The 16,617-nt window shown below is 49.2% G+C and carries 15 protein-coding genes; 5 read left to right on the forward strand and 10 right to left on the reverse strand.

Features of this window, described 5'->3' with window-relative positions; translation table 11 throughout:
• Both KKE17_03110 and KKE17_03115 read left to right on the forward strand, forming a co-directional pair.
• Positions 1-188: hypothetical protein (locus KKE17_03110; protein MBU1708972.1), on the forward strand; the 188-nt coding region annotated here is incomplete at its 5' end.
• Between the two features lie 753 nt (positions 189-941).
• Positions 942-2,438 carry a hypothetical protein gene (locus KKE17_03115; protein ID MBU1708973.1) on the forward strand — a complete coding sequence of 499 codons (1,497 nt, stop codon included), beginning with the start codon at positions 942-944 and terminating at the stop codon, positions 2,436-2,438.
• A 95-nt stretch (positions 2,439-2,533) separates the two neighbouring features.
• Here the strand turns inward: KKE17_03115 and KKE17_03120 are convergent, their stop codons facing one another.
• The 10 genes from KKE17_03120 to larB form a co-directional block, all read right to left on the reverse strand.
• Positions 2,534-4,204, reverse strand: a complete 1,671-nt coding sequence (locus tag KKE17_03120) for a hypothetical protein (GenBank protein MBU1708974.1) — start codon at positions 4,202-4,204, stop codon at positions 2,534-2,536.
• Positions 4,205-4,409: 205 nt separating this feature from the next.
• Complete coding sequence (locus tag KKE17_03125) at positions 4,410-4,556, reverse strand: hypothetical protein (protein MBU1708975.1); 147 nt, start codon at positions 4,554-4,556, stop codon at positions 4,410-4,412.
• A 54-nt stretch (positions 4,557-4,610) separates the two neighbouring features.
• A complete protein-coding gene (locus KKE17_03130; protein ID MBU1708976.1) occupies positions 4,611-7,310 on the reverse strand; it encodes a PAS domain S-box protein in 2,700 nt (899 codons plus the stop codon).
• Between the two features lie 154 nt (positions 7,311-7,464).
• Entirely contained in the window at positions 7,465-7,845 is a 381-nt protein-coding gene (locus tag KKE17_03135) for a four helix bundle protein (protein ID MBU1708977.1), read from the reverse strand.
• A gap of 91 nt (positions 7,846-7,936) precedes the next feature.
• On the reverse strand, positions 7,937-8,314 hold the full coding sequence (locus KKE17_03140) for a response regulator (protein MBU1708978.1): 378 nt from the start codon (positions 8,312-8,314) through the stop codon (positions 7,937-7,939).
• Positions 8,315-8,406: 92 nt separating this feature from the next.
• Positions 8,407-9,363: a HAMP domain-containing histidine kinase gene (locus KKE17_03145; GenBank protein ID MBU1708979.1), complete on the reverse strand. Its 957-nt coding sequence runs from the start codon at positions 9,361-9,363 to the stop codon at positions 8,407-8,409.
• Positions 9,364-9,515: 152 nt separating this feature from the next.
• Complete coding sequence (locus tag KKE17_03150; GenBank protein ID MBU1708980.1) at positions 9,516-11,621, reverse strand: PAS domain S-box protein; 2,106 nt, start codon at positions 11,619-11,621, stop codon at positions 9,516-9,518.
• Between the two features lie 107 nt (positions 11,622-11,728).
• Positions 11,729-12,781 carry a GAF domain-containing protein gene (locus KKE17_03155; GenBank protein ID MBU1708981.1) on the reverse strand — a complete coding sequence of 351 codons (1,053 nt, stop codon included), beginning with the start codon at positions 12,779-12,781 and terminating at the stop codon, positions 11,729-11,731.
• Positions 12,778-13,020 carry a hypothetical protein gene (locus KKE17_03160; GenBank protein MBU1708982.1) on the reverse strand — a complete coding sequence of 81 codons (243 nt, stop codon included), beginning with the start codon at positions 13,018-13,020 and terminating at the stop codon, positions 12,778-12,780. Before KKE17_03160 ends, KKE17_03155 begins: the two co-directional genes overlap by 4 nt.
• Before the next feature lie 166 nt (positions 13,021-13,186).
• On the reverse strand, positions 13,187-13,942 hold the full coding sequence (gene larB / locus KKE17_03165; protein ID MBU1708983.1) for a nickel pincer cofactor biosynthesis protein LarB: 756 nt from the start codon (positions 13,940-13,942) through the stop codon (positions 13,187-13,189).
• Positions 13,943-14,003: 61 nt separating this feature from the next.
• On the opposite strand from larB, the gene KKE17_03170 reads away from it, so the two are divergent.
• The 3 genes from KKE17_03170 to KKE17_03180 all read left to right on the forward strand — a co-directional run.
• Complete coding sequence (locus KKE17_03170) at positions 14,004-14,999, forward strand: cation diffusion facilitator family transporter (protein ID MBU1708984.1); 996 nt, start codon at positions 14,004-14,006, stop codon at positions 14,997-14,999.
• A 24-nt stretch (positions 15,000-15,023) separates the two neighbouring features.
• Positions 15,024-15,941 (forward strand): 50S ribosomal protein L11 methyltransferase, encoded by a 918-nt coding sequence (gene prmA, locus KKE17_03175; GenBank protein ID MBU1708985.1) that lies wholly within the window; start codon positions 15,024-15,026, stop codon positions 15,939-15,941.
• On the forward strand, positions 15,938-16,617 hold a 680-nt coding region (locus KKE17_03180; GenBank protein ID MBU1708986.1), incomplete at its 3' end, for a 16S rRNA (uracil(1498)-N(3))-methyltransferase. The genes prmA and KKE17_03180, both read left to right, overlap by 4 nt.

The following is a 16,617-nucleotide window of genomic DNA, read 5'->3' on the forward strand; positions in this document are numbered from 1 at the left end:
CTCAAAATAATGCTTTACTTCTTACTGCTTGTCCTGTTCATTTCGCTATTCAGTTCTCAAAGATCCCTCTTGCCATTTCAACAATTTTATCGTTGACGCCAACTCGAAGCCGACGCTTTTGGCAAACCTTTATATATACTGTTTTTACCGATGGTGTCAAGCAATGTACGCTTGATCGTGCCCTTTAATTTGAAGCAATTTCGCTCACAAAAAAGAGACCGGCAAACTAATCCATGCTCTCTCCGTTGTCAACAGAATACTTTCTACTTTCTTAAAAAATAATAACGGGTTGTTTAAAGCGGAAAGAGATGGACCAAAATTAATGTATATATACATTGAAGCTTCCCGCAAAAGATAAGCAAGACTTCATTATCTGGAGAATGCGCCCCTTGAGGGCACCTCTTCAACCCCCTTGAAGGGAATAAACACTCACTGTCCCTGTTCATTTACAGAATAAATCTATCTTTTGCTACAATTTGCCCCAAAACGGGTTCGGCAAAAACTATTAGCCACAGGTACTCCAGAAAAATAATGACAAGATCAGGACACTTTCAGCCTCCCTGCCCTATATGTATATTTTTTTAGGTGATTACCAATACGTTTCAGCCGCCAGGGCTTCCTCCTGTGATGCCGATAAAATGCTCGAAGGGGAGGCAACGACGTCCTTCCCTTACTGTGCTGACTTGGAGATCCGCTCCTGCAGGCAGTGAGGCAGTTTGAAAATACATGAACCTCCAGGGCCGTTACAACAGATCAGAAGACAATCACCCACATAAACCAATCACCCATCAAAACTTTCAACAGAACTTTTCTCCTCGCAGAAATTTTACCCATTTTTCACTTGAGAATTCTCCAAAAACAACCTACCATGAAAAAAATATTTCACTAGTAATATCAATTAATTTGACAATGAAGTAGTCAATTATTTCAAAGGTTTCTCATTGAATCAACAACGGCCCTCCCCCGGTTTCTTTGCAACAATAATTCTGTCCCTCATTTTCGCAACAGTGCTCTGTGGCTACGGCATCAAAAAAATAAATTACCGCAAGCACCCTGTCCTAGGGGATGACCCCATCGAACGAATTCACGTTGCTGAAGATCATAAATTCGCTTTGTCTCAATGGGCTGAACAAGGAATAACAAACGCAATTCTCGTTAATCTGGACGCCCATGATGACCTTACAAGAATTTCAGAAGTTAAAATCAATGAGCTCAGAGAGTTACTGAACTCAATAAATCTGCAGTCAGGCAAACAAAATTTTCACCCCCTATCGGCAAAGGTTGCTGACAGCAATTTCCTCTATGCCGCATGCAAGCTTGGAATCATCAGAGAAGTATACTGGATCATCCCCTGGAATTTCTTCCAATCCCAAAACCCTGAAATGCAGATGACCTCCCTTCTTAAAAATTACAATTTCACGGATAAAGACATTGAAAGTTTCACGTTTACCCAAGGGTGTTTCCGTGGACTCATGGATGATAGTCCTCTCAATATCTGCGGACTTGAAACAATGCCCGATATCACCGAACAAGTTGTTTTGAGTATTGATGTTGATTTCGCGCCGGTAATGGCTGATTCCTATAGAGAACAAATAACTGAGTCGGTCCATCGGGCCATGAGTGCTCTTTTCACAAAAAAATACAGGATAAAAGATTTGTTTTTTGCTTACTCGGTTAACGGAGGTCACCTCAATACTCACCATCGATGGATCGGCGACCTGACCCTTGACCTCATCAAGAATCCCGACATGCTCACCTATCCGGAATTGCCGTCCCGCTATGCCACCCTGCAGCGCGCCGAACTCCTTAATATGATGGGCAGATACAATGCGCTATTGACTGATCTCGGACCAATGGCTAAACAAAACGAGCCTGATCCCGGGATCCTGATGTATGTTTCCCAGGGATTGAAAGGAATCGGCAAAGCAGACCACTCCTTCAGGTTTGCCGAAACTGCCTGCCTGCAAGACAGGAACTACTGCTATGGCCTGCCTGAACTGGGAGCGTCAATCCTTACCGATAAAGGACTTGATGCTGCGGAAAAGTTTTTCACACGCGGCTATGAACTCAACCCGGAAATGGCCCATGGCCAATTCAAGCTTGCCCAGGCCATGAAAAAAGCAGGGAGACTTGACAACGCCATTGAATACTTAAAAATTTTCCGGGCTCATTACGGGGCATTCCCCGCTGATTTCTATCTCGGCGAGATATATGCCCTCAAAGGTGATTACTCAACAGCGCTGGATTATTTCAACAGCGGCAGAACGGAACTCGTTAATGACGTTCACGCCTGGGCGGGATTCGGTGACACTGGAATGGTGAATATTGCCATCCGATTTTATGATGACAGAGGATCCAAGGACTTTGCCGATGAATTGAGATCCTGTCTGAATACGAAGGAAAAATATTATCCCGCAATCCATTCCATGGGGCAGTAAAAAATTGAAACTCGATAAGAACCACACCCCCGGAAATACAACTGGAGAAACAGAGGCACAAACCATTACAGCTTAGGTATGGAATTTTTTTTCCATTAGAAATCCTCGAATTTATCGTCATCGTCAAAGGGGATTACGTCTTCAGGTTTTTTCCCGGCCTTTCCTGAAGCCTTCCCCTTGGACCTGGCATCGGCTTTCGAAGGCGCCGGCAATTTCGCCGTTACCTTCCTTGATGAAAGCCCAGATGACCGGGGTGCCATTGATTTTGGCTTAAATCCGGAACCCTTGCCCGCGGCCGAAGTTTTAGACCAGTTAATCCCGGCAAGATTTGAAATTTCTTCAAGGGCTCCGAGCAGGGATTCGGTCTGTGCCCCCATCTCCTGGGCTGCGCTTGCGGCCTCTTCTGCATTCGCGGCCACGCGTTGCACCACAGAGTCCATTTCAGTAACAGCCATGTTCACCTGGTTGATTCCGGTTGACTGTTCATCGGAAGCGGTCTTGATTTCCGTCATCAGGGTTGCGACTTTAGCGGTTTTATCGGAAACATTTGCAAACTCTTTAGCTGTTTTACCGACCAATGTCTCGCCGCTTTTCACTTTCTGGACCGTGGCCTCAATGAGATCAGAAGTATTCCTGGCAGCGTCGGCAGCCCTCATGGCAAGGTTCCGCACTTCGTCGGCAACCACTGCAAAACCGGCCCCGGCCTCACCGGCCCGGGCCGCTTCCACCGCTGCATTCAAGGCCAGGAGATTCGTCTGGAAAGCGATCTCGTCAATGGTTTTAACAATCTTTGAGGTCTCTTCGCTGGCCTTTGAAATTTCACCCATTGAACTGATCAGCTCATTCATCGAGCTGCTCGCCTGCGCCACTATCTGGCGGGTTTCGGTCATAATGGAATCAGCCTGCGCTGAATTCTGGGCATTCTGTTTGGTCTGCGCCGCCATCTCTTCCATGGAAGAAGAGGTTTCTTCGATTCCTGCCGCCTGCTCAGATGCGCCTTCGGCCAGGGAATGGCTGCCTTCGGCAATGCCACTTGAGGCACTGTCCAGCTCGGTGGCAATACCCCTGAGATCTTCAACCGCACGAACAAGTCGGGAAATAATTAACCGACCGGAGAAATAAGCGATCAAGATAAACAGAACAAGGCCGGCCAGAATACTGACAAGAAGTATCGTACGAATTGTACCTGCAGATGTAACCAGATCGTGCATGCCCCCTTCAACCATTGCTTCAGCTTTTGGGAGCAGTTCATCAATCGCGCTTTCAAGGTCATAAATATCATCCTTGTAGTCGCCCATCATTTTGTTGCCCTGCTGGGGAGTTATCGACGAATCCGCCCGGATCTTCCCGACAACAGCAAGAAATCCTTTTTTATATTTTTCATAATGGCCGGGAAGGGCCTTTACTTTGTCCAAATCCTGTGCAGTAATCTCATCATCTTTTTCCATAAACTGAATAAGATCCGCTAATTTTAGCCCTATCAGCCCGGACACCTCTTCAAATTTCTTCACATAACCGTCCTGTTTTTCAGGATTGCCGATATTGAGAAAAAAATCTTTTTCATAACGCCGGTGCAGAAGCATTTGCGTATTCAAGGACTCAAGGGTAAGGGCAATAGGAATGTCAATCTCGGACAAGACTTTCACATTCCCTGCATTTCTTCCGAATTGAAAAAAAGACAAACCGCTGACAATTAAGAAAATGACACCGGCAAAGCTGAATCCCGCAAACAGAAGTTTCTTGACAGTCACTTTGCTTTTTTCCATGCTCTCCTCCGCATTGAATATTTTATAAAAAACCACAACAAGTTGAACATTGCAATGTTCATCCTATCAAACAAACTGGCCAAAGATCAAATATATTTTTATGCAATTATATTAAAAATTCAGGGATAACAGATCATTGAATCCGAAAACAGATTGCGGCTTTATTCTTTATGATTTTTCGAGGGAGTATCTAAGGAGCAGAAACTTAAACGCCGTTGATCGCTGCAGCCGGTGCCGATACCGTTGTCGGTGCCTCCCACGGAAAACCCGGGATGAAGATGGTCAGCATTCCGGGTAATATCCTCTGTGACATATTATTTTTTTCGGCAACAGGAATGAAAGATGTCTTCACGACGATAACCGGCAAAAAAACAAACCGTTTCAATTTCTCGAGATACGGCTGCAATCAATCCTTCAGGAGGTCCTTGACTGTCTGCAGCAGATTTTTCATGAGGAAAGGCTTTTCCAGAAATGAAAACCCCTTTTCTTTAATCCGGAGCCATTGAGATTTCTTGTCCGTATAACCGCTCCATACAAGAATTGGCAGACCCGAAGTAATCGCCAGGAGACGATCAGCCAGCTCGAGGCCTGTCATGCCGGGCATGACCACATCAGTTGCCACCAGGTCAAAATTACCCCCGCCGCCGAAAATCTCAATCGCCTCTTCGGCATTCCCGGCGCTTTTGACGGAATAGCCGTTACGCTGCAAGGCATTAGCGATGAGATTCCTGATCGGTTTGTCATCCTCGACCACCAATATTCTTTCCCCTTTTCCCTGAAGCGTCGCAAAACCGACATCCTGTTCTTTGTCCTGTTCGGAGAATACCTCGGAAGCTCTTGGAAGATAAATCTTGAAACTCGTGCCCAGCCCCGGTTCGCTGTAAACATTAATCCAGCCGCGGTGGGACTTGATAATGCCGTACACCACCGCCAGGCCGAGTCCGGTCCCGCGCCCCTCGCCCTTGGTGGAAAAAAACGGCACGAATATCTGTTTGAGCACCGAATCGGTCATGCCCTGGCCGCTGTCGGCAACAGTAACGCAGATAAATTCTCCGGGTCTGGATTCCGGATACACCTTGCAGTATTCCCTGTCCAGGGCAACATTCTGCGTCCTGATGGTGAGCCTGCCTCCAGAGGGCATGGCATCTCTGGCATTGACCGCAAGATTCATAATCACCTGGTCGATATTGGTGGGATCGCCGGAAATCTCCCAGCATTCCGGATCGAATTCCGTCTCCAGCTTGATGTCTTCGCCGATAATCCGCTGCAGCATCTTCAGTACTTCAGCGATGGATTTGTTCAGATTGAGGGAGATGAATTCCATGGGTTGCTTACGACTGAAGAGCAGGAGCTGCCTGACCAGATTGGTGGCGCGGTTTGCAGCGCTTTCAACCTGACGCAGTTCATCCATAACTGGTTCGCCCGGCTCCATGCGGCCCATGGCAAGCTCCAGATACCCCAGGATGGCAGTAAGCATATTGTTGAAATCATGGGCCACGCCGCCGGCCAGTATGCCGATGGCCTCAAGCTTCTGAACCTGGAGAAGTTGTGTGGTAAGACTTTTCTGCTCGGTAATATCTCTGGCAAAATGGGCAATGCTCGATATCTCGCCGTATTCATCAAGAATAGGCGAGGCGGTAACCATGAATGTTTTATCGAGATTTTTATGTTCGATTTCCGCGGTGTAACTCTCAAAATTCTTTAGGGCATGGGGAATTGGGCACCCCTCACAGGGTTCTCGTTCTTCCCGGAATATCTCGTAACAACGCCTTCCGAGAAGTCTGGATGGTTCGATGTTGAACACCCTGCTGGTGGCCCGGTTGACACGGGTAATGCGCATATCCTTGTCTTGAAGGGTTACTATGTCGTCAATGGCGTCAAAGGTCTTTTCCCACTCCCTCTGGAACGCTAATTCACGCGCCTCGGATTCCTGGCGTTCAGTGATGTCGCGGGCCACGGCCATGATGAGATCCTCCCCGGCCTCCCTGGTACGCACAATGCTCACTTCAACCGGAAAAACCGAACCGTCTTTCCGGCGGTGTTGAGTCTCGATAAGGGTTTCAGGATGCAGATCCAGCTCGACCAGATGTTTTCCCCATAAACCCATATCCGTAAAATTGAAATCCAGATCGATAACCCGCATGCCGAGCAGTTCATCCCGGCTGTACCCGAGCCTCAGGCAGGCCCGCTGGTTGACATCGATAAGGCGGCTGGATTGCGCATCAATGACAAAGATGGCGTCGTTTGAGGCATCCACCAGGCTGCGGAAGAGTTTCTGACCAGCCTCGGCTTCGCAACGCCTGGTTGTGTCCATGATCGTCCACACCAGGGCAATAATCTGGCCCCGCTCGTCATGCAGCTCGGCCACCGAATAATCCACCATAATCCTCGTGCCGTCACGGGTCTCTGTCTCGCACGCCCCGGTTACCGGCGTTCCCCGACCTGCGCCGGCAATGCCCTGCCGATAGACATCGTTGCCAAGAAAGAGCGCCGGCGTCCGACCGCTCAGGTCATCGCTGCTGTACCCGAACATTACAGCAAGCGATGGATTCTGTTCACGGATCACGCCGTCACTGTTGGTTATGAGCACTCCGTCAAGGGTGCTTGTAAAAACCTTCTGGTAGAGGTCGAGCTCCCTGACCTTCTGTGAAAGTTTTTTTGAAATACTCGCATCATACTTTCGAAAGAGATGCGGCGGGTCATCGATTGGTTCATAAGGAACCAGCAGTTCATTGCTTTCGGCATCCTTCAGCACCTCCTCAATGATCTTCAGGAATTCCGCCGGGTCCATGGGTTTAATGATGTAACGCGAGGCCCCGAGGCCCATGGCCAGCCTTTCATCTTCAAGATCCACGTATGTGGCGGTGTAGAAGATAAAGGGAATTTCCTTAAGCGCCGGGTCGTTCTTCACCTCATAACAGAGCTTGAAACCGTCCATGACCGGCATGAGGATATCGGAAATAATCAGTTCCGGTGGAGAATGCCTGGCATTATCAAGCGCTTCCAGACCGTGTACGGCTTCGGTCACTTCATGTCCCGTTCCTTCCAGCATCTTCCTGAGCAGGAGCCGTGAATCCGGGTTGTCTTCAACTATGAGGATTTTCATTTTTTCTCCAGTTTTAAAAAGGCACAGAGGCGGATAAAGCGAACCGCTGAATATCGAATATTGAATTTCGAACCGCAGAAGTTTTTTTACTTCATCATTCGGTATTCGTTGTTAAAATTATATTTTCCGTCTTTATTCGGTGGTTCACAGCCAATCATGAAGTTTTTTTGTTGTTCTGCCTCGCTGTCGTTATGCTCACCACGAAAATAGAAATCAGCTGGTTGTTTTCATTGAGAAGATCCTCAATTTTTGATACGGGTTTTATCAGGTTTGCGCGAACAATCATCAACAGCCATATTCGTGTTTCCCGCAATTCCTTTAAAGCTATTTTCATTTTGTGAATGAAATCGGAACGGGATTCTGCACTTTGCGCTTCTCCGTAATTGGCGGCCGGAGATGTCCCACTTCGTATGAGTTGACCCGCAATATGGTTACCAACCCTGTTTTTCGGCAAGGATTCCGCTGTCCTTATGATCCGAACAGCAAAATCTATTAACCGTTCCTCCAAATCAAAATCTCTGCTTTCCCTCGACATTCCTCATCCTTTCTATCAAAATACGGAGTGCAAATCAAAAAGTTATTCATCCTTCGACATTCTATGTTCGGTGTTCATCATTCTCTTTTAATCATCTGTGCCTTTCTTTTAATATCTCCCGAATCTCCTCCATCACCGTCATGGGATCGATGGGCTTTTCGATATACCCCGTGCAGCCGGCGACCATGAGATTCTCCTTGTCACCACTCATGGCGTATGAGGTCATGGCGATTATCGGAATGCCGCCGTTCGCTTCCGACCTGCGGATGGCTTTGAGCACGTCGCTGCCATCCATGTCAGGCAGCTGAATGTCGAGAATAACAAAATCGGGCCGGGGTTCGGCAAGGGCCAGATCAATGCCCTTCTGACCGGTTTCCGCCTCAATGGTGTCGATGCCGTTCTTGCTAAAAATATAACATATCAAACGCATGTTGTCAGGCGTATCTTCGATGATCAATGCTGTTGGCATGGTTTTCTCCTTTTATAAAAAGACAGGCACAGAGGCACTCTGTTTATAACAACTACCATTGCGTCTCTCTCTTCTGCCTTCTGCCTCTGTGCCTATTTTTCTCTTTCTTCCAAAAACACCGGCACCCTGATCCAGAATCTGCTGCCCTTGCCTTCCTCGCTTGCCGCGCCGACCTCGCCGCCAAGCACTTCGGTTGCCAGTTTTTTTGTTAGATAGAGACCAAGCCCTGTTCCAGGGGTAGTGGTTTTGAGCGGTGTATCAAGCCGGACAAAGGAGCCGAAAAGCAGTTCCATATCCTTTTCCTTTATTCCAATTCCGGTATCACTGACCGAGATTTCGACAACATCCCCACGTTCTTCTTCTCCCCTCTTCCCTGTTGTTTCCTCAACCGAACCGCAGAATATCGAACAAGGAATTTCGAACCGAGGAAGTTTCTTCACTTCATCATTCAATATTCGATGTTCGGTGTTCGATATTCCACCCCCCCCTTCTCCCTTTCCTCCCTCTGTCCCTCTGCCACTCCGGAGTCTCGCTAGCTCGCTTACCTGCAACTCTGCCACCTCTATACAAACCTTCCCTTTCGCCGAAAACTTCACCGCATTGCTCAAAAAGTTGAGCAGACATTGCAACAGGCGCCGCCGGTCGGTGTGCATATGAATGGGCGTTTCCGGAATAATCTTCAAAAGCTCAAGACCTTTATCAGATATCTGGATATTCATACTTTCGCAGGCCTCATCGATCACATCACCAAGCAAAAAATCCTCGGCAAAGGGTTGTATTTTGCCCGACTCGATCTTGGCGATGTCGATCACGTCGGTGATAAGCGACAGGAGATGCTTGCCGGACCGGAAGACCCTTTCAAGCTGATCACGCTGCTCGGCGTTGATCTCGCCGGTCATGCCCTGCAGCATGATGCCGGAAAAACCGATGATGGAGTTGAGCGGCGTACGCAGCTCGTGGCTCATGGAGGCAATGAACATGGATTTGAGCTGGTCGAGTTCGCGGAGCTTGGCATTGGCGCCCTCAAGGTCTTTTTTGGCCTCGTTCACATCTTCAAGAAGATTAATGAGGGCGGCTTGACTATCCTTCAGTTCGGCAGTACGTTCACCTACCAGTTCCGCAAGATGTTCACGGTGTTGCTCCAGCTCCGTTTCAGCCTTTTTGCGGTCGGTGATGTCTGTTTGAGTACCCCATACCCTTGTTAAATAACCTTTTCAACAATTCCAATGATATTATTGGAAAACCAAATCTGGTTGCCTGTGCTGTCAACTTCTGCAGATTCAGCGTTAACTATCCTGTAATTCGAAAGAATCCAGGATGTGATGAATTCAATATTTTCCGGTTTATCAACACCACCATGCAGAATGCCAAGAGAAATCCCCTTCAACTCATCAGCACGGGTGTACCCGTACATTCTTGCCTGAATGTCATTGCATTCGGCTATATACCCTTTGTAAATCTCTTTTATCTGTGCCTCCACCGGCATTGTTATGGGAATAGGCTCTGTCAGCTCAAGCAGATAAACTCCTTCAGAGGATTGTTCTACAAAACTCCGGAATTTTTCCTCGCTTAACCGAAGTGTTTCTTCAATCTTTTTGCGCTCGGTGATTATTTCCGAAAACAAAATGATGCCGCCGGTTTCACCCTCAGCTTCATACCAGGGGCGGATTTCCCAACGTATCCAATCTGTTTTGCCGTCCGTCCGCGGAAAGGGATCTTCCTCGGCATTTTCAACCGCTCCGGCCAGGCAGCGTCGATGGATTTCGCGCCAGCGTTCGGGCACCTCAGGAAATACCTCGTAATGGCAGCGCCCGATGATATCCTGGTCGCCCAGGCCATAATCCATAAGAAAACGGCGACTTGCGACGATATATTTCATATCGCGATCAAACATGGCGATGGCCGCAGGAGAATGTTCGACAAAAAGGCGGAGCACTCGCTCATTTCGACGCAGCGCATTTTCTGATTTCTTTGTCTCGGAAATATCCTCAACGCTGGACCAGATGAACTGCTCCCCTTCCTTTTCAATGAGCCTTCCCTGCAACCTGACAGGCACAAGATGACCGTCACGGTGCAGATACTCCTTCTCATAAGGGCCATAACGCCCGTTTTTTTCAAGGCTGGCAAGCTGCACCTGTTCCTGCTCGGCATACTGCCGGGGAGTAATATCCCAATAAGTCAGTTGCAGGGTCTCTTCCACCGACCGGCCGATGATCGCCGCGTATGCGGGGTTGATATCCACCAGGGCGCCATCCATCCGGCACAGGGCAAGGCCCATGGGGGATAACGCAAAGAGCAGGCGATTGTATTGTTCGCTTTCCCGCAGTTCCGCCTCCGCCTTCCGGCGCTTTTTCTCCTCAGCGACTATCAGCCAGGCCTTGGCGCTGATTATCGAAAAAAGCACACCGCCGAACAGAATCAGCCCGATAACCCCAAAAAGCCTGTTTCTGAAAGAAGCCAGAGAAGAGAGAACCTCGTCCTCGGAAGAGGCCACGACTATGGACCAGAAACTGTTGACGATTGGAATGGGCATGAAGACGGCATACTTCTTCACCGGCTGCACCGTTTTATCAGCGATACGGTCAAAGATATAGGTGGCGGTTCCCTGATGACCCTGGAGCATGTCTTTGCCCATGGAGAGAATGGCGGGATAATCTCTGAAGGCATCAAAGAGGGATTTGCCGGCAAGCCCCGGGACCGGGCTGTAGAGTATGGTGCCGTCGTGCCCGGCCACCCAGGCATAGCCAGTCCGGCCGATCTTTATTGCTTCCAGATATCGTTTGGCCAGGCTTTCGAAGTCGATGACGATGGCGATGGTGCCCTTGAACGCCGTGCCCTTGAACACCGGCACATGGAGCGCAACTCCGTCAAACCCCTGGACAGCCCTGAACACATCGCTCACCACGGGCTTGTGATCCCGCAGGATTTCCTGCATATGTTTCTGGCTTGAGATGTCGCTTCCTGCCGAATTATTATGGGGTACCGTATGCAGTATCCGGCCCCTTTCATCCACCCTGGTTATCGACCTGATCTGCTCCTGATGCGCCTCATAAAACAGGGCCATAAGGCGTTTGCCGTCATCGTCAACGCTGATGATCTCATCCATCTTCGCGAACGAATTCAGGATGCCCGTCCACGTCTGAAAAAAATCCCCGATCCCCTGGGACGCCTGTTGGGCATGTATCTGCTGCTGTTCGTTCAATTGCCTTATGGCGTTTTTTTCAGCCTCGCCGTAAAAAACATTGAACAAATACACACATAAAGCAACAAAGCTGATTATGAGAAAAAAGAAGAGGCTTTTTTTCATGCAGATGTCCTGTCGCAGTAGGCCAAAGCAATCTTGAAACTTCCGCCTGGAGTGCAGACCGCGGTAAACCCGTAAGCGAGATATGCGCGATACAGTCCGGTCATGAACTATCGCTCACGCCTTTCTCCTTCCGCTCCAGCTCCCTGATTTTTTCCTTGAGATAGCATTCTAAGTTCCCGGTCCACAAAAAGTCTGTTCAGCCTTTCCAGTTCGCTGTTCCTCTTTTCAAGCTCCTCGGTGCGTTCACTGACTTTATCTTCCAGCAGCCCGGATTGTTCTTCCAGCTTTTCGATTAAAAAAGAATTCTGGCAGACCACACTGACGGTTGCCGTCAAGATTTCCAGAAACGGTCGCTCAACGGAAAAATCCCGTTCCGCCCTGGAAGCCATGCCGATCACGCCGATGATGGACCCATCCAGCACCAGCGGCAGGGCCGCAAAAGAACGCATGCCCGCGTCCTTGCATTCCGAGAGGGTGCAGCGTCCATCCTGGTGAATATCATTTGAAAAGACAGGCGTGCCCTCTTCCGCTGCCAGACCGCAGAGACATTCGCCAACCAGCTTTTTTTCATTCAGATTTTCCGAATTTTCCGGAAGAACTCCATGAAGCTCCAGCCACTGCCCCTTCTTCAGATAAAAAAGGGTGAGATCAGGCGAGCAGGCCTTTTCGATGCCGGCCAATGCCACGGGAATAACTTCACTCAACCTGTGATTTCTTATGGCCTGACGGCTCAGATTGTTCAACGCCTCCATCTGCCGGTTCCTGATGGTCAGGTTATTCTGCATGGTTTTCAGAAATGAAACATCCGTTGCAACGTGAACCGACCCGATAAGGTCACCGTTGTCGTTAAAAATGGGTGATGCTGTCACCAGGAGAGGAACGCCGATATAGGGATCATCCACCTCCAGGGTGACAGGCCGTTTTTCAATCAGCATGCGCTCATGCGGGCAACCGTCCCAGTTGGAGGTGCGCCCGTGCATGATCTCATAACAGTGCCTTCCAATGAGCTTTTCCGGAGTCGTTTTGAGAAATTCGGCCAGGGCACGGTTGACCTTCAAAATGCGGAATTCCCTGTCAAGGACCGAGACGAAGTCGGTGATGGCGTCGAATGTTTGTTCCCAATCCTGTAATGATATGTTGAGGACGTCTTGCTGTGTCATTTAATCCCCCTTTTCGTGATGGAGAAAACCCTTTCGGCAAAACCTTCCCGTATTCCGATCATGATTGCGTCGGACCAGGAATAACCGGAATGATAGGAATTGAGGATAAGGACGTCAAACCCGGAGGTTTCTGCCGCAGCCGCAACAGGAGCAGCAGAGAATTGCATGAGCAGGAGAGGAACAACAAAAAGATACACCCTGAAAACAAATCGTACAGTTAAGGAATAGCACTCTTTCATCCTGCACCTTATGTCCAGGGTTCCTAGGAAACAAAGACCGGCTATGTTCTTTGTCTGACGTTTGATGCACTTGTCGGTACTCAACCGTCTTTGTTCCTATCCTATCCTTATATTCAAAAATATGTCAACAAGGCAGTCACTGATAGGGAATCACAATTATTGCCGGTCAGGCCCGGTTGATGGCCGAGGCCATGCAGCCGGCGCCGAAACCATTGTCGATGTTGACCACTGCAACCCCTGGAGCGCAGCTGTTGAGCATCCCGAGGAGAGCGGCTATGCCGCCGAAAGCAGTGCCATAGCCGACGCTGGTGGGCACGGCGATGATCGGTTTTCCGGTGAGACCGCCGATAACACTGGGAAGGGCACCTTCCATGCCGGCCACAACCACCAGCACCGTTGCAGCTTCGATAAGTTTCATCTGTGAGACAAGCCGATGGATTCCGGCAACTCCCACGTCGTAGAGTTTTTCCACGGGATTCCCCAGGCATCGCGCCGTGATAAACGCCTCTTCAGCAACAGGCATGTCCGAGGTTCCCGCAGAGATTACCAGCACCGTGCCTCTTGCCTCGGGATTCACCGCAACCTTTTCCTCATTGGCAACCAGCATCCGGGATTCCTGGTAATAAATCAGCCCGGCAAGATTTTCGCACACAGCTTTTGCCTTGTCAGCAGCAACCCTTGTTGCCAAAGCCACAGCAGAATCCCGCATCAAGCTTTTCATGATCCCGGCAATCTGCTCGGCGGTCTTATTCTCACCGAAAACCACCTCGGGCATACCGGTCCTGATCCGCCGATGATGATCGATGCAAGCAAACTCCAATGACTCCGAAGGCAGATGCTTGAGGCTCTTGAACCCTTGCTCGACACTGAGACCACCGGCGCGTACCGCTTCAAGAATTTCTTTCAGTTTTGCTTCATCCATTATTTAATCCATCCATTAGAATCTTATTGATTGCAACAAGGAACTATCATACATTTGAGCCATGGTAAATACTACAACCGGAAAAAACGCCGCAATCCTTACGATTGCCATCTCCATCATATTACTGATCTGCAAATTTATCGCCTTCTTCATTACCGGATCTAAAGCTGCGCTTTCCGATGCAATTGAATCGATCATTAATGTTACCACAAGCTTTTTTCTCCTTTTCAGCCTGACAATAAGCAACCAACCGGCCGACCAGTGCCATCCATACGGTCACGGAAAAATAGAATCATTCTCAGCCGGGCTTGAAGGCGGCCTGATCTTTCTTGCCGGAATTATCATCCTCATCGAGGCAGTGCCGTCTTTTTTCACCCCGGAGGCCCCGAAACGTCTTGACCTTGGAATTATCATCCTGCTGGGCGCCGGAATAGTCAATTTTATTCAGGGCCGTTACCTGCTGTATCAAGGCAGAAAAACCAGATCCGAGGCACTGGTCGCCAGCGGCCATCATCTGCTGACTGATTTTTATACCAGCGCCGGAGTAATAATCGGCCTGATTCTGGTCCGGGTCACCGGCATTCTCTGGATTGATCCGCTCATTGCCTGTCTGGTGGCAATCAATATTCTCATTCCCGGGCTCCGGCTTACACGAAAAGCCATAAAAAATCTTATGGATGAAGCTGACCCGGAAATCCTTGACCGGGTGACTGACGCCCTCAGACTGATTGAAGATGAAAACTGGCTCTGCCCCCATAAGCTGAGAGTCCTACGCTCAGGAAATTATCATCATATCGATCTGCATATCACCCTGCCGAATTTCCTGCCGCTCCAAAAAGCCCACAGCATTGAAAAACGGGTTGCCGGCGCATTGCTTGATACCCTTGGTGCAGACGGTGACGTAATGATTCATCTGGACCCCTGTGAACCATCGTGCTGCTCCTGTTGCAACCAGAACAACTGTCCGGAAAGAACCAAAGAATTTCACGCCGAATCCCCCTGGACAATCGAAAGCATCACCGCGGATCAACCGCTTTGTAAAAACAAGACCCCATAATCGAGTATTAACTTCCACAACTCTATGCAATCAGACCTATTCAAACACCGCCCACCCAGATCCTGGATTAAAATTACTCTCCAGGCCCCTGCGGTTCTCACCGAAGCCCTGTCGACCTTTCTCGCGGAACTCTGCAAATCGGGAATTGAACTTGGTGATTCCAGCGACAACACTGAAACCCTTATCGGTTACCTGGAAGACAATTCCGACCTGCACCGGAAACAGCAAAAGCTGCAATCGTATCTAACGGACCTGAATAAATTATTCCCGGGGTATCCGCCGATTTCCGTGGCCACCGAAAGCCTGGAAGAAATCGACTGGGGCCAGAAATGGAAAGAGCATTTCAAGACCGTCCGCATCACTGAACGGATCACTGTTAAACCTTCATGGGAGGAGTATTCTGCCGGGAATAATGAAACCATAATCGAACTTGACCCGGGCATGGCCTTTGGCACCGGTTTGCACCAGAGCACGAAAATGGTGCTTGAATATATCGACCGGATCTATACCGGAAATGATCTCCCGCCAAAAGTGCTTGATGTGGGCACCGGCACCGGAATTCTTGCCATGGCCTGCGCCTTTCTGGGGGCGAAGAAAGTCGTTGCCCTTGATAATGATCCGGATGCGGTAGCGACCGCGAGCGACAACATCGCCAACAACCATCTCGAAAGCAAAGTCACCGCAAGCGACGACAGCCTCACCGACCTGGATTCCGACTTTGACCTTGTATTGGCAAACATTATTCATGATACGCTTATTGAACTTGCGCCGGTGCTGGCCTGCAGACTCAAACAAAACGGCCAGCTCGTTCTTTCCGGAATACTCAAAGGGGAACAGGAGAGCAATATTATCCGACACTACTGCAAGGTTGGGCTGGATCTCAAAGACCGGCTCCATAAAGATGAGTGGGTTGCAATCCGTTTCACAAAAAAACAACCATGAGACGTTTTTTCGTAGATCCAGACAAAATAACCGGCGACCGGGCAATACTCACCGATACGGAAGCGCATCATATTAAAAACGTGCTCCGCCTTGCTCCGGGAAAATCAATCCGGCTTTTTGACGGCAGCGGCAATATCTACACGGCTGATATTGAAAAATTGGCTAAAACGCAAGTCGAAGTTCGAATCACCGCTTCAGAACCAGCGAAACCCACCGGCCCGGAAGTCTGCCTCGGCCAGGCCCTTCTTACCGGCAAAAAGTTTGACCTGATCATCCAGAAGGCAACCGAACTGGGTATCCATTCACTTTTCCCCTTTGTTTCCGCACACAGCACCGCGAAACAAACCAGGGACAATAAATTGTCCCGATGGGAACGGATTTCTTTTGAAGCCTGCAAACAATCAAACCGTCCGGTGCCCATGAAAATCCAGCCGATCTCGGATTACCAATCTCTGCTGACATCAGCCAATGAATTTGACCGGAAGATAATCTTCTGGGAAGACGAAAACAGTCGTTCCCTTGATCAGCTTCATCCCCTTGAAAGCATGAATCCTCAGAATTCTTTACTGTTTCTCATCGGCCCTGAAGGCGGTTTCAGAAAAGATGAAGTTGCGCTTGCCACCCAAAACGGCTTCAGCTCCGTAACCCTTGGACCGCGTATACTGCGGGCCGAAAC

The sequence above is a fragment of the Pseudomonadota bacterium genome (assembly GCA_018823135.1).
Classification (GTDB): domain Bacteria; phylum Desulfobacterota; class Desulfobulbia; order Desulfobulbales; family CALZHT01; genus JAHJJF01.

Excerpts from the sequence above, each read along its gene's own strand:
- KKE17_03135 (MBU1708977.1), bottom strand. The coding sequence starts at position 7,845 with ATGTCGAGGGAAAGCAGAGATTTTGATTTGGAGGAACGGTTAATAGAT.
- KKE17_03170 (MBU1708984.1), top strand. The coding sequence starts at position 14,004 with ATGGTAAATACTACAACCGGAAAAAACGCCGCAATCCTTACGATTGCC.
- KKE17_03160 (MBU1708982.1), bottom strand. The coding sequence starts at position 13,020 with ATGAAAGAGTGCTATTCCTTAACTGTACGATTTGTTTTCAGGGTGTAT.
- KKE17_03155 (MBU1708981.1), bottom strand. The coding sequence starts at position 12,781 with ATGACACAGCAAGACGTCCTCAACATATCATTACAGGATTGGGAACAA.
- larB (MBU1708983.1), bottom strand. The coding sequence starts at position 13,942 with ATGGATGAAGCAAAACTGAAAGAAATTCTTGAAGCGGTACGCGCCGGT.
- KKE17_03150 (MBU1708980.1), bottom strand. The coding sequence starts at position 11,621 with ATGAAAAAAAGCCTCTTCTTTTTTCTCATAATCAGCTTTGTTGCTTTA.
- KKE17_03120 (MBU1708974.1), bottom strand. The coding sequence starts at position 4,204 with ATGGAAAAAAGCAAAGTGACTGTCAAGAAACTTCTGTTTGCGGGATTC.
- KKE17_03140 (MBU1708978.1), bottom strand. The coding sequence starts at position 8,314 with ATGCCAACAGCATTGATCATCGAAGATACGCCTGACAACATGCGTTTG.
- KKE17_03130 (MBU1708976.1), bottom strand. The coding sequence starts at position 7,310 with ATGAAAATCCTCATAGTTGAAGACAACCCGGATTCACGGCTCCTGCTC.
- prmA (MBU1708985.1), top strand. The coding sequence starts at position 15,024 with ATGCAATCAGACCTATTCAAACACCGCCCACCCAGATCCTGGATTAAA.